Annotated in this window: 11 protein-coding genes; 5 read left to right on the plus strand and 6 right to left on the minus strand. The window is 69.0% G+C overall.

From position 1 onward, the window contains the following. Position 1 precedes the first annotated feature (1 nt). The 3 genes from ACSNN9_RS15960 to ACSNN9_RS15970 form a co-directional block, all read right to left on the minus strand. A complete protein-coding gene (locus ACSNN9_RS15960) occupies positions 2 to 202 on the minus strand; it encodes an IS110 family transposase (protein WP_436673978.1) in 201 nt (66 codons plus the stop codon). 771 nt (positions 203 to 973) lie between these two features. After that, positions 974 to 2206 carry a hypothetical protein gene (locus ACSNN9_RS15965; RefSeq protein ID WP_436673980.1) on the minus strand — a complete coding sequence of 411 codons (1233 nt, stop codon included), beginning with the start codon at positions 2204 to 2206 and terminating at the stop codon, positions 974 to 976. Beyond that, complete coding sequence (locus ACSNN9_RS15970) at positions 2173 to 3861, minus strand: AAA family ATPase (protein ID WP_436673981.1); 1689 nt, start codon at positions 3859 to 3861, stop codon at positions 2173 to 2175. Before ACSNN9_RS15970 ends, ACSNN9_RS15965 begins: the two co-directional genes overlap by 34 nt. A gap of 221 nt (positions 3862 to 4082) precedes the next feature. Here ACSNN9_RS15970 and ACSNN9_RS15975 point away from each other — a divergent pair, with 221 nt between their 5' ends. Continuing rightward, positions 4083 to 5351, plus strand: coding sequence for a DNA-methyltransferase (locus tag ACSNN9_RS15975; protein WP_436673983.1), 1269 nt, complete (start codon positions 4083 to 4085; stop codon positions 5349 to 5351). Between the two features lie 89 nt (positions 5352 to 5440). On the opposite strand, the gene ACSNN9_RS15980 is transcribed toward ACSNN9_RS15975, so the two are convergent. Continuing rightward, positions 5441 to 6565 (minus strand): DNA sulfur modification protein DndB, encoded by a 1125-nt coding sequence (locus tag ACSNN9_RS15980; protein ID WP_436673984.1) that lies wholly within the window; start codon positions 6563 to 6565, stop codon positions 5441 to 5443. A 731-nt stretch (positions 6566 to 7296) separates the two neighbouring features. On the opposite strand from ACSNN9_RS15980, the gene ACSNN9_RS15985 reads away from it, so the two are divergent. Beyond that, positions 7297 to 8127 carry a hypothetical protein gene (locus ACSNN9_RS15985; RefSeq protein ID WP_436673985.1) on the plus strand — a complete coding sequence of 277 codons (831 nt, stop codon included), beginning with the start codon at positions 7297 to 7299 and terminating at the stop codon, positions 8125 to 8127. A 248-nt stretch (positions 8128 to 8375) separates the two neighbouring features. Here the strand turns inward: ACSNN9_RS15985 and ACSNN9_RS15990 are convergent, their stop codons facing one another. After that, positions 8376 to 8636, minus strand: coding sequence for a hypothetical protein (locus tag ACSNN9_RS15990; protein ID WP_436673987.1), 261 nt, complete (start codon positions 8634 to 8636; stop codon positions 8376 to 8378). Between the two features lie 152 nt (positions 8637 to 8788). Continuing rightward, a complete protein-coding gene (locus ACSNN9_RS15995) occupies positions 8789 to 9169 on the minus strand; it encodes a VOC family protein (RefSeq protein ID WP_436673989.1) in 381 nt (126 codons plus the stop codon). 308 nt (positions 9170 to 9477) lie between these two features. Between ACSNN9_RS15995 and ACSNN9_RS16000 the strand changes: the two genes are divergently transcribed. The 3 genes from ACSNN9_RS16000 to ACSNN9_RS16010 all read left to right on the plus strand — a co-directional run bounded on the left by ACSNN9_RS16000 (position 9478) and on the right by ACSNN9_RS16010 (position 12737). After that, entirely contained in the window at positions 9478 to 10014 is a 537-nt protein-coding gene (locus ACSNN9_RS16000) for a hypothetical protein (RefSeq protein WP_436673991.1), read from the plus strand. 411 nt (positions 10015 to 10425) lie between these two features. Beyond that, complete coding sequence (gene ssd / locus ACSNN9_RS16005; RefSeq protein ID WP_436673992.1) at positions 10426 to 11529, plus strand: septum site-determining protein Ssd; 1104 nt, start codon at positions 10426 to 10428, stop codon at positions 11527 to 11529. Then, positions 11526 to 12737 (plus strand): TadA family conjugal transfer-associated ATPase, encoded by a 1212-nt coding sequence (locus ACSNN9_RS16010; RefSeq protein ID WP_436673994.1) that lies wholly within the window; start codon positions 11526 to 11528, stop codon positions 12735 to 12737. Before ssd ends, ACSNN9_RS16010 begins: the two co-directional genes overlap by 4 nt. Positions 12738 to 13272 lie beyond the last annotated feature (535 nt).

Here is a 13272-nt window from a genome sequence, read left to right on the forward strand (position 1 = left end):
GTCACTTCACTGCCGCTGCCTTCCAGACCGACCTTGGCAACCGTGCCGAAGGACTCAGCCATGTGGCGAGCTGCGCGTAGCCGCGCATCGTCGTCGGAAAGCTTCGGGTGCCCAACACCCGACCGGTCTGGTCCAACACCGCCGCGACGTGCACGTCCTTGTGCGTGTCGACCCCGACAGTCACGTCCTGGTCCTCGCTCACGCTGCCTCCCACCTGCTGCATTGACGGCAAGGCTCGACCACCGAGCACGAGGAGAACGCTGGACAGAACGGGGATGAGGGACGAACCCGAGCTCCTAATCAGGTCACCACGCCGGCCCGTGCAGGTGCCGAGAGAGGTGCCCCCGCCAACCGGGTCGACGGGTCCACATGAGGGCACGGAGCCAGTTCAAAGTCGGGTCAGGCCCGGCCGGCGGGGACACGTCCCATAATCCCCGTTCAAAGTTTCTGTACATCTTCAAGGCGGCCCTGAACGGGCCGCACGCGCCGCCGCCAGGGCGCGTGCCCGTCGCTCCGCTGGCGCTCCGACTCCGGTCACGCAACACGCCCGGCGGCTGGCGCGGAGGGCGGGTAGCCCGGTGGGCCGCCGTATGACGACAGGCCGTTTCCGAGTGGGTTGGTGGGCCGGCAGCCAGCCGGGCCGCGCGGCTGACACCCGCGCGGCGTAGGGGAGCGCACGCCGGGTCCGTCGGCGGCCGGCGGGCCGTGGCGGGGTGGCGGTTACTGCGCCTCCGGCGGGGGCGCTCCGGCTCCAGGATGGCCGGGGCTCCGTCGGCGCGTCACGGTCCGTAGGTGGTTGCGGTAGGCCATCCCGCCTGCCATCGACCCGGGCAAGCCGAGCAGACCACCGCCCGGCCCGCCAGCGTCCGAACCTGTGTCAAGGTCCGCTTGACATGGCGGGCCGGGCGGCGGCCCGCTCCCCAGGAGGGCGGGTCGACGGCACACGGGATGGCAACCCTCGGCCCGAGGTATGTTATCGAGACTCGCCCACCAATGATCGAACAAGACCCGCGACATGCTCGATGCTGCCGACGCCGACGGCAGCAACTCCGCCCGGCCAATTTAGCTCGGTCTCGCTCTGACTCCTCACGACCTCTTCGGGCCCAATGACGTAGGACCGCGCGTTGTCAGCGAGCCCACATCGCGCCTCGATCAGGTACGACGACGCCTGGTGGTAACCGTTCCGACCCACGTAGCTTCCGAGGGCGCTCCATTTGCACTCCAGCATCAGGGCATGCCTGCCAGGCAGGCACAACAAGATGTCTGCCCCTATAGCCCTCTGGATGCTACTCACGCCCGTCGTTGCTGCCTTGTACGGCGACGCCACCTGGTAGTAGCGAGCCGCCGCCGACGCCTCGAACCACAGATCCCAAATGTTCTGCCCGATCCTGAGCTGGAACTGGGGCCCTGACGACTCGCCGGCAGTCAGTGGTGTGTTCCATCGGACGCGCCCTCCGAGCGACCGAACGGCCGCGAGCACCTCTCCCAGGACCGAGAGGTGGAACAGACGCCAAGCCAGCTCGGGATTCGGCTCGATGAGCTCGAACGCGAGGAACTCCAGATCGGTCTGGGCTTGCAGGAGTGACGCTGCCACCATGGCCAGCGTGGACCAAGGGCGACCAGAGCTTGCAAGCGAGCGGAGATCAAGCCGATCCGGGCGAAGCGCCTCGACATCCGGCAGATCAGACCTCACCACGTCGATCATGGTGAGTATTGGACGCTCGATACGACCGACGAGGAGTGGGGCAACGCCACGCACGTCCCTCACCATTCGCTCGAGGTTCCGCGCCGTCCACGTCAACGTTTGCAGCGCGCTCTCGTCCTTCACACGCGATCGGGGATGTCCGACAAATGCCTTCGGTGGCCAGCCATAGCGCCTCGCCGTCGTCGCCCAGTCCGTCGGCCGGAGCGGACGGTCCGACACCTCCCGAGCCGACGTCGTCGTGACCGGCAAGTTCTCGCGCCACGTCCCAGGGTCGTCTGGGAGGAGAAGAAGGACACTCTCCATCTTCTCTAGCAGGACGCGGGCCGCTCGCCGCTCGATGGCGTCCGCGGACCACCGGACATCCATTTCGACGGCCGTGACAGCGCTCAGTGCATCGAAGAGTTGGCCGTCGCTATTCCATCCGCGGAGCAGCTCCTCCAGGCCGCGCCGAGGAAGGGTCAGAGCAGTCAGCTCAGGACGTTCCGCTGCGAGCTCACCCATGTCCACTGTCCGTGTGGCAACGCGGCTTCATCGCTGACGATCCGCTCGCCGAGCGCATCGAAGATGCGGTCGTCGAAGCCGGCCAAATATCGGCCGAGGCCCATGACGTAGGCCTCAGCGAGGAGCTCCGCGAGGAGCGTTTCCTCAACATTCGGGGCTTCCCCCTCAAGGTCGGCTGGTGCCGTAGGCGCCGTAACCGCAGGCGTTACCGTCGACAGCCCGGTGAGCAGGTACTTGGCCATTCTGAGAAAGACTGCCGGTCCAAGCGCAGTGCTGTCGTCAGCCAGGTGTGCTGAGTACAGGCCCGAGATCGCGTTGACCGCATCATCGCCGAGACTGGGAAACGACTCCTCGAGCAGCTGTGTGAACTGTCCCGGTTGAATCGCTGGAACCGGAATGACGACGAAGCGGCGGGAGAGTGCCTGACCGAATCGGAAGACCCGCTGCGCGTCCTGGGGGTTGTAGGTTCCGAGTAGGCGAAAGTCCGTGCCCGCGAGATAGCGGCGAACGCGGTTGTTGTCGTCTACCGTCGACTGGCGTTCGTCACCCCACCCAACGTGCTGCGGCTTGCCCTCGTGGGAGCGGCCGACTTCGACTTCCTGGTCGGAAAGCCACGTCAGCAGTGGCCCCATGATCTTGTCCATGTCGGCACGGTTGGTCTCGTCGAGGATGAGCCACCGCTTGTCCTCGATGGCGTTCAGGAGCGCGCCCGACGACCAAGTGAGGACCCCGCCGGGATCGGGGCTCAGGCCGCCGATGAGGTCGAACGCCGTCCAGCTCTCATCTGGGGTGCGCCAGAGCGGGTTCGGATCGAAGCCGGCCTCGAAGCCGTAGCGCTCAGGGGTGACGGCGATCTCACCCAGTACCCACTTAAGGAGGGTTCCCTTGCCGGTGCCGGGTGGGCCGACCAGGAGGATCGAGGACGTCGTCTGGAGTGCGAGGCGGAGCATGCGCTCGACTCGCATATCGACGCTGATCGAGACCGGGGCGGCCGGGTGCGCCGCCTGCTCCTCGTGAATCGCTGTCTGCTGCGCGGCAGGTGCTTGCACGACCAGCGACTCCGAGGGGCGGAATGCCTCGGGAATTGTGGTTTCGTCCCACTCAGTGTCGCTGAGGAGCTGAACCCCAAGAGGCGCGGACGAGGTGATGTCCGCCAGTTCAGCCGCAGTCATACCAAGAGTGGCCAGCAACTCACTCTCTGCCGTCGCCCAGTCGTCCCCCGGCGCGAAGTCGTTGTTGCGCAGCACGAGCACAGCCAAGGACTGCCAGGAAGGGCGCTGAGGCGGTAGGGCCTCGCCCAAGATCGTGGAAGCGTTCGGGAGCAGACCGTTCCGTATGTCGTTCTGCACGAGCAGCGACGTCGAAAGCTTTTTCCCACGGGTGTTGTTGTTCCACACCGTCTTCCGCCCGGAGTAGTCGAGCACCAACCAGTCGTAACGACATGGGCGGAGCCTCCCCAGTTTGTGGTTAGGGAAGACGCCGAAAAGATCATCCACTGCCTCTAAGACCGCCTGCCATGGATCCTGGCCGGCGCGGTTGGCGGCGAGCCACTTCATGGTGAGGAACACGTCGTACGCAGATGCGACCTTCGTCTGGTAGTTGAGTCCCTGGAAGTCGGCGAGCGCCGCGTTCATCGCCTCAGCGCTGAGTCGCATCCAGCAGGATCCTCTCGGCAGCGGTCAGATCTCAGCAGCATGCTGCCAGATGCCAGCAGATGTCATCGCACGAGGTGGGTATGGGCGAGGGATCGGGCCCTTGACGAGGGCCCTTGGGCACGTCAAGGCCGCGAGCCGCTGACGCTCCGTCGGAGGTAGGCTCTAGAGTTCCCTGCATGAGCACCGGAGGCCCCCCTCAGACCCCACAGCAACGTAGGCGCGTGCCTCAGCCGACGACCCCTGAGCTGCCGAACATCTACCCGCGTACCGCCATCGCGAAGCTGGATCGCGACAGTTACCAGGGGCGACCGGAGACGTTCCCCGTGGAGGATGTGGCACCCGTCGTGGGGATGGCCGAGTCGTTCATCCGACGGATCTTCGGCAACAAGAGGAAGCTCACGGTGGACGAAGTCCTCGAGCTCCTCGACCAGGACGCGTTCTCTGAGACCTTCGTTCCTCGTAGCCGCGTCCTGGACTATCTGCTGTCTGAGCTCGACGCCAGCCTGTGCGCGACTGAGTTTCCCGAGGACCGGAAGTGGAAGCTCATACACGACGACTTCCTGCAGGCTGTTGGCACGCTACCCAACGCAAGCGTCCAGTGCGTCGTCACCTCGACGCCGTACTGGGGCATGCGCATCTACAAGGACGCCCGCCTTGTGCGTTGGGCAGATGGTGAAGAGTGCGCCTTCGGCCACGAGCAGACGCCTGAGGGGTTCATCCGGCATACGGTCGAGATTCTGCACCGGCTGCGCCCAGTGCTCACGGAGTCAGCGTCGGTCTGGTGGAACCTCATGGACACCTACATGACACGGACCCAGATTCGTGGCAACGCCTACGAAGCGCTCCAGGCCATGGATGGCCGCAACCGGATGAAGTGGGGGGATCACGAGCACCACCGCTACAGCGCCGGGCATTCATACATCAAGGATGGCGAGCAGTGCGGTATCCCGGCCCTCGTTGCAGAGCGAGCCAGCCGGATCGGCTACTACACCAAAAGCATCATCACGTGGGCGAAGATCAACAGCTTGCCTGAGCCTCAGAACTCCCGGGTGAGCCGCAACCTCGAGTACGTACTGCACCTCTCGACCCAACGCGCACCGACGTTCGACAAGGGCGCATACCGCAGGCTCGGCGCCAACCTCGGCGGCCGCAACACGCTATATGAGGGCGACAAGCTTTCCGACGTCTGGGTGATTCCTGTTTCGTCCGGCGGCGACGGCCACGGGGCACAGTTTCCCGTGGCGCTGCCGGGGCGTTGCATTGCGATCTCGACTAATGCAAACGACGTCGTCCTTGATCCCTTCATCGGGTCAGGCAACACTGCCGTGGCTGCGCTCACGCTCGGTCGGCGCGTCATCGGCGTGGACGTCTCGCAGCAGTACCTAGACGTAGCTGAGGCGAAGATTCGCGAGTTGGAGCAGCGTCTCCCGATCGATTTCTCCGTCACGGCCCCCCAGGAGGAGCCGCAGGCTGCTCGGAAGTGCGGCTGAAGGCCAAGCACTGAATCAGGGGATGATCCCCCGACGCGGCGAGGGCGCGACCAGGTGGTGGGCTGGCCGCGCCCTCGCTGCCCGCTGGACTACTCGTCGTCGTCCGTGCCCAGGTTCATTGCTTCGCACAGCACGCGGATGGCCGCCCGCTTTGCCGGGAAGCTGTTGCGCGTTCCCAGCGTGCCCTTGCCGGACCCGCTGGGCGTGACGATGCCCGCGGCCTGCCACGCCGGGTTGTCCCAGGCGAAGAAGTCCTCCTCGTCGGTGGCGGCGAGAGCCTTGAACGCGACTTCCGGGTCCACGTGGTCGGTGTACATGGCCGACATGGCCCCGACGAGGCCGTGGATCACTACGGCACTGGCGGCGATCGTCTTCCGACGCTGTTCCTGGCGTGCCGGCGTGGACAGCTTGCCGAACTCGGGACGGACCTTGACCAGGGAGTCCCACGCGCTGATCAGCCAGCTCGACTGGGCCTCGACGTCGGCCTGGGTGACCGGTCCGCCCTTCCAGTACGTCTCGATCGCCTGGCTGATCGTGTTGTAGGCAGTCAACTTGTGCGAGCTGGCCGATACGGAGTTGGCCAGCACCTCGATGTTGTCCTGGCCGAGGTGCTGGCTGCCGTTGACCAGGCGTCGGGCCAGTTCCTGCTCCTTCGTCTCGGAGTAGGCGAACTTCGCGGCGGAGTCGTTGACCTTATCGCCGCGCGTGTTGTAGATGGTGGCGACCTTCTTGGCGTCCGCGTCGTTGAGCAGCCAGATCCGCACCTGGAAGCGGGTGCCGAGCTTGAAGCTGCCGAGCGGGTTGTCCGCCGCCGCCAGGATCGCCTTGATGCGGGACAGGGAGTCGACGGCGCAGTCCAGCACTCCATCGTTGATGGTGAGGTTGGTCTGCCCGGTCTCGTCATCGAACCAGATGTCGTAGTCGGACTTGGTGGGATCGAGCCGCACCGAGATGTTGCCGATGATCGCCTCGTTGGCGAGCAGTTCCTGGGTCCACTTGTTGACCTTGGTCTTGGTCTTGCCGACGAGCTTCTTGCCCTCCATGTGGGCCGGGCGGATGTTGCCGGTGAGGGTGAGCAGCCCGCTCTTGTGCAGGTCCACCAGGAAGGCCCCGGTCATCTGGCACTCGATGTGCTCGCCTCCGGCGTCGTCGACCTGCGCGACGTTGAGGACCTCCAGAGGGAGGGCGAGCCCGGGGGTAGTTGCCGTCGCCACGTTCGTCTCCTAAAGGGGGATTGGGACGCCTCCGTGACGTCCGACGACCGTGAACACTACGCAAGCTACGTGTGTTTGGCAAGTTATACGTGTGACTGAACCTCTCTACGTGTCGCGGCTAGGTATTACGTGTCTGCTGTGAACCGCACGTGTTCCCATGTGCGCGCCTCCTGGACGTTCGACGAACGGGAAAGAGGCGGGACGTCGTCAGCCCTGTGTCGGCGCCACGCCACCCGACGGAGGTTGGCCACCAGTGAGCTCAGATGACGCGACGCTGGGCTAGCTCCGCCATGATCACCAGGCACAGATTCGGAATATCTGAGCGCGAGTAACGACGAAAGATACCGGCAACCGGTGGAAGACGTTTCAGCAGTTCAGGAGCTCTGTCAGGGCCGGCGTGAGAGGTCCGCAGGCCGGGGCCCTTACTTCCAGCGGAACTGCACGAACGGGCACCACAACGGGTCATGGACTTGGAACGACAGCCTGGATCGGGTGGAGCTGGCGACAGCAACGGCGACAGCAACCGGCGTGGACGAGGGCGCCCGTAGGCGGAAGCGTGCGGAAACCGCCCGAGGTCGCGAACGCGGACGGACGAGGCCGGACGAGGCGCACAGAGCTTGTAAACGAGATGTCATGCCTTCCAGCTCGACGGTCGCTCAGGGCGTGAGACACCTGCGGTGCTGACCTGACGTCTCCAGGGCCTTGCTGTCGGGTGCGAAGATCGGACGGTCATGGATGCCATCGTCACTCCCGCCGCGGTCACGTCTGTGCTCGGTGGCTCCTCCGCGCTAATCAAGGCCGCTGCCGGTGCGGTGCCGCCTGCCCAGCGGCGGAGCCACGCCAACCGAGAACAGCGCCGGTTGGCGTACGTGGCCTTCCAGCGCGCCTCGCTGGACGCCATGACCTGGGCCCATCAACTGCTCACCCTCGAAGCCGCCGTTACCACTCGCGCCCAGATGATCCAGATGCGGCCAACGCTAGTGCGCGAGCTCAACGGAGCCCGCGCGTGTGCGGCCAGCCTGCTCGGCGCATTAGGCGAAGTCCGCATCGTCGGCAATCCAATGCCGCGGAAGGTGGCCGAGGAGATCACGGCGCTGATCGGTTACCTGTACGAGACCGTGCCCACGGGGAGGCCTGCACCTTACCACCAATGGGCACTCGTGCAGGCCGACACCAGGCCGGAGCTTGTCACCGTGATGCACCGGTCTGCGTTCTTGACGCGGCGGCTCAAGGATCTGCGAGAAGCCGAGGCCCGCTGGCAGAAGAACGCTGCAGAGTTCGCTGAGTGCCTCCGAACGCTCGGACTCGCCCAGCGCGACTTTGTCCTCAGCGCACGCGAAGACCTCGGCCTTGGCCGTCGCTGGTGGCAACGCAGCCGAATCGACCGTCAGCATTGGTATCAGTTCTGGCGCCCAGCCCCGTGGCCCGGCGGCTGGCCAGGTCCGGAGCCCCAGGAACTCATTACGCGCTTCTCCCGGGCCGGTGCTGAGGACAGCGGAGTCAGCAGTAGGCCAGCAAGCACGTCAGGCAGCGAGGCAGCCAAAAGGCAGCCAAAGCCTTGATGCGGGTCGGATCCGAACGTCGACGGACGACGCCGGGTACCTGCTCGTAGACGCGGGCTGGCACCAGCTGACAGCAGACGACAGCTTGTGTCCGCATCCCCCCGACGGGGGTCGTCCCTTTCCTGGTCGACCGCCTCCCACGGCAGTCGCCCCAGCGCACCCCTCGTCCCGACGACGGCACACACGATCGCCCGATGCTCCGCCCGCACGGCGGCCTCCGGCCGTCCATGGGCACCGCCGCGCGTTGGCTACCAGTCACGCCATTGATCAGTGATCTCCCATGGCTGTCGGCCGTGTCTGGCGGCCAATGCTGGGACATCGACGCCAGCACTGGTGAGCGCATCGTCGATGTATCCGCAGAGGTCTTCACGCCCATCGGTGTCATAGGTGGGGCTTGCCGGGTCCTCGTTGACAACATTGAGGGCGAGGACGACGTGCTGCACCACACTGAGGACGGCGGCGTCGGATTCCGGGTCGATCTGCACCAGCCGCCGCTCGAAGTCGGCCAACGCTGCTTCTGTGGCGGTGATGAGTGAGCCTGAGAAGTCGGACAAGGCCCAGGCTTCCTCTGGTTCCTGCAAGGTCCCCACTCGGAGTTGGGCGGTCTGCTCCTCGACGTAGCGCCGCCACCGGGCTGTCGGTCGCTCAGGCATGCACCCCGTCACGGCCAGGTCCTGGCCTGGGCGTCGAAGACCTCCGGAGGGCTCTCCACCGGCAGGACGCAGACCAGGTGCCCGCCGGGCACGCGCAGCACGCGGCACTCCTGCCACCGCGCGACCTGGGTGGCACCCAGGGCGAGCAGTCGGGCAGTCTCCGCCTCGACGTCGTCCGTCTCGAAGTCGAGGTGGAAGCGGGGCGCGTCGTCGACGGCCTGCACGGCGGCGACCAGCCCGGGCAGGGCGTCGTGCAGCTCGATGAACTGCGGATACGAGGCGTCGGGCTCGGCGGGCACGCCGAGGGCGGCCGACCAGAAGGCCGCCGCCTGAGCGGCCTCCGCCTGAGGAGCGTCTATCAGGATGGCGTATAGGCGGCTGCGGTGCATGAAACGCAGAGTATCGATTCGCCGGCAACCCGGAGCCACGCCGCCGATGCGTTCCCGGAGCTCCGGTCTGCCCGCACCGGCCCGTGCCGCTGCTCGTCACGGAAGGTGCAGAAGGGGCCCCAGCGACCACGCCCCGAGCTTCGTCCTGTTCCGGGACGGCCGCTTTCTCACCGGCCACGGAACAGGGCGACAGCGGCGGGGTCGCCTGACCGGTCACACCCGCAGTCGCCTACCCGACAGCGGGCGCGACAACGCCTCCCACCACAACCACGATCGACCAGGCCGAACACCATGCGAGGAGCTTCACCGTGACTAACCAGCAGCCGTACGCCGGCGACGCCTACAGCAGCAGCCCGCAGCAGCCCGACGGCTTGCCGCAGCAGTACCAGCCCGCCCCCGAGTTCGGCCAGCAGCCGCCACCGGCCCCGCCTGCCAAGAGCTTCAAACCGCTCATCGTCGCAGTCGGCGGCGCCGTCGCCGCGCTGATGCTCGTCACCGCCGCCTACGCCGTGTACGACGGGTACATCAAGGAAGACTCGGGGGTGGCCGCGTGCAAGGCCCTGCGGGACGGGAAGAACGCCGACGGCAGCGAGGACGCCGGTGAAGACGCGAAGATGACCGAGGCGCAGTACCGGGAGGCACGCGAGGTGTTCGAGGACTCCCGCCACGAGAAGATCCGCGAACACGGCACCGCCCTCATGGACCTCGCATGGCAGATCAACCAGCTTCCCAAGGGCGAGGAGTTGGGCGCCCTGGCGTACATCGGTCCGATGGGCACGCACATGTCGGGCTTGCAGACTGCCTGCGCCGACCAAGGCGTCATCGTCAACCTGAGCAAGGAGTAGCGGAGAGCACATGCGTACCCCGGAGCTTCCCGCCGACGCGCTCGCCCCGCTCCGCCAACTCGCCTACGACAGGGGCAACCGCACCGTTTCCTGATCGACAGTCCGGTCCCGGCACCAGAAGCCGGCTGCCCTCGGGCGGCCGGCTTCGCTTGCATTCGCGCTACTCGCATCGGCTTTCGGCGCCACGCCTGTACGGCTCGCAGCAGTCGTGGCGGTGCGGCACCCACGCGTTCTCAGGCTCCGACACGGTCCAGCACTGTCCGCGTTCGCGCATAGCAGATCGATTCGCTCGGCGGGCGTTGTCCACAGGGCGCGCGGTTGTCCACAGGCTGTGGGGACGGGGCGGCGACCGGCGTGGCGCCGGAGCAGGGTCTCGGGTCAGCAACCCCGAGTCCACCGCTGGAGGCCGCGATGCCACCCCGTACCTCCGTCCCGCCGCACCGGCCCCTGCCGCTGCTCGTCACCTCGGACGACGACCTGCTCGACGACCTGCTCCGGCTCGCCGCGGCGGGCGGCGTCGAGGTGGAGGTCGCCGCCGACCCCGCTGCGGCCCGTACCCGCTGGCTGCCCGCCCCGCTGGTGCTGGTCGGCGCCGACCAGGCCCAGCCCTGCCTGCGGGCGCGGTTGCCGCAGCGGCCGCGGATGGTGCTGGTGGGCCGGTCCGGGGAGCTCGATCCCGGCTGGCAGGTCGCCGAGCTGATCGGCGCGGAGCACGTGGCGACGCTGCCGGCCGCCGAGCCCTGGCTGGTCGACCGGTTCGCCGAGTGCGGGCCGGAGGGCGTCGAGCGGGGCGGCGGCCGGATCGTCGCCGTCCTGGGCGGGCGGGGCGGGGCCGGAGCGAGCATCCTGGCGGGCGGGCTCGCCGTCACCGCCGCCCGGGCGCGGCTGCGCACCCTGCTCGTCGACGCCGACCCGCTCGGCGGCGGGCTCGACCTGGTGCTCGGCTGGGAGCAGTTGGAAGGGCTGCGCTGGCCGGCGCTGACCGGCGCCGACGGTCGGGTCGACGCGCCGGCGCTGGTGCGGGCCCTGCCGAGCCGGGGCGATCTGGTGGTGCTCTCCTGGGACCGGGGTGACCTGCTCGCCCTTCCCGCTGAGGCGATGGCGGCGACCGTCGACGCCGCCCGGCGGGGCCGGGACTTCGTGGTGGTGGACCTGCCCCGGCAGTTGGACGACGCGGCCGTGACCGCGTTGCAGGCGGCGGACCAGGTCTACGTGGTGGTCCCGGCCGAGCTGCGGGCCACCGCTGCGGCGGCGCGGGTGGTGGCGGCCGCCGCCCCGCACTGCGCCGCGATGGCGGTGATCGTGCGCGGTCCGGCACCGGGCCGGCTCGGAGCGGCGGAGGTGGCCCGGGCGCTGGGGCTCCCGCTGGCCGGCACGCTGCGCCCGGAACCGGCGCTGGCCCGTGGGCTGGAGCGGGGCGAGGCTCCGGCCGCGCACGGTCGGGGGCCGCTGGCCGGGCTCTGCCAGCGGATCGTGGCCGAGCTGACCGGCGCGCCGGCGGCGGGTGCGGCATGACCGGGCCGTCGGAGGGGGAGACTCTCGCCGCCCGGGTGCGACAGCGCATCGCGGCCGCGGCGGCCCCGGTCACTCCGGCCGCGATCGTGTCCGCCGTACGGGCGGAGCCCACCGCTGCCGTCCTCGGCGACACCGCCGTGCTGCGGATGGCCGACCAGGTGCACGACGACCTGGTGGGTGCCGGTCCGCTCGCCCCGCTGCTGGCCGACCCGGAGGTCACCGACGTGCTGGTCAACGGTGTCCGGGTCTGGGTGGACCGGGGGCGGGGCCTGCACCAGGTCCCGGTGCCGCTCGGCACGGTGGACGACGTACGCCGGCTCGCCCAGCGGCTCACCGCCAGCGCCGGCCGACGGCTCGACGACGGCTCCCCGTACGCGGACGCCCGGCTTCCCGACGGCACCCGGCTGCATGCGGTGCTGCCGCCCGTGGCGACCGACGGGCCCTACCTGTCCCTGCGGACCTTCCGGCAGCGGCCCTTCACCCTCGACGAGTTGGTGAGCCAGGGGACGGTTCCCCGACCGGTGGCGCCGGTGCTCTCCGCCGTGGTGGCGGCCCGGCTGGCGTACCTGGTGACCGGCGGCACCGGCTCGGGCAAGACGACGCTGCTGAACACCCTGCTCGGACTGGTCCCGGCCACCGAACGGATCGTGCTGGTGGAGGACGCGGCGGAGCTGCATCCCCGGCATCCGCACGTCGTCGGGTTGCAGGCGAGGACGGCCAACGTGGAGGGCTCCGGCGCGGTCGGCCTGACCGACCTGGTGCGGCAGGCGCTGCGGATGCGGCCCGACCGGCTGGTCGTCGGCGAGTGCCGGGGCGGTGAGGTGGTCGACCTGCTCGCCGCCCTGAACACCGGCCACGACGGAGGCGCCGGCACCCTGCACGCCAACGCCCCGTCGGACGTGCCGGCGCGGCTGGAGGCCCTCGGGATGCTCGGCGGGCTGCCCCGCCCCGCGCTGCACGCCCAGGTGGCCGCCGCGCTCCAGGTGCTGCTCCAGGTGCGCCGGGGCGCCGAGGGGCGGGTGCTGGAATCGGTCTGCCTGCTCCTGCCCGAGGGCCCGGACCGGTTGGTCACTGCGGTCCCCGCCTGGGTACGCGGACGCGGGCCGGATCTCGCCGCACCGGCGCTCGCCACGCTGCTGCGGGAGCGGGCCGTACCGGTGCCACCGGTCCTGACCGAGCCGTGGCCGGGATCGGCGGGACCGAGGTGACCGCCCCGTACGCGCTGGTGGTGCTCTCGGTCCTGGTGACGGTGGTGCTGATAGCCGGGGCGGTGCGTGGTGGTCAGCGTCGGCGGGGCGTGCTGGTGGCCGGCGTCGGCGCAACCGCGCGTACCGGCGCCGAGGACCCGCTCGTCGACTGGATCACCGAGCTGCGCCGGACACCCGGTGAGGGTGCGGAAGCCACGGCGGGACGCATCGGCGGGGGTGTTGCGCCCCCGCAGGCCGTCGGCCGCCGCGGCGCGCGCGACGAACCCCGGGTTGGTGTCCGGCAGTCGCCGACAGGCCCGGACCACCCGGCCGGCGGCGCCCCCGGTAGTGGGCGCGAGCCGGCGGGCGGGGCCCGGTGGGCGTCGCGGGACGCGGTCGACCGGTCACCCTGGCCCTGGCCGGCGGGAGACGATCGTGGCGCGACACGCCCGGCGGGGCCTGTCCGGCCCGGTGGCGGAGACCCTGGTCGGGTCCGGCCACCTGCGCGGCGGGACGCCCGACGGCCCGGCGGAACGCCCGCCCCGACGGCCGCCCG

Origin of the sequence: Micromonospora sp. URMC 107, from assembly GCF_051386315.1 — a bacterium.
Taxonomy (GTDB): domain Bacteria; phylum Actinomycetota; class Actinomycetes; order Mycobacteriales; family Micromonosporaceae; genus Micromonospora.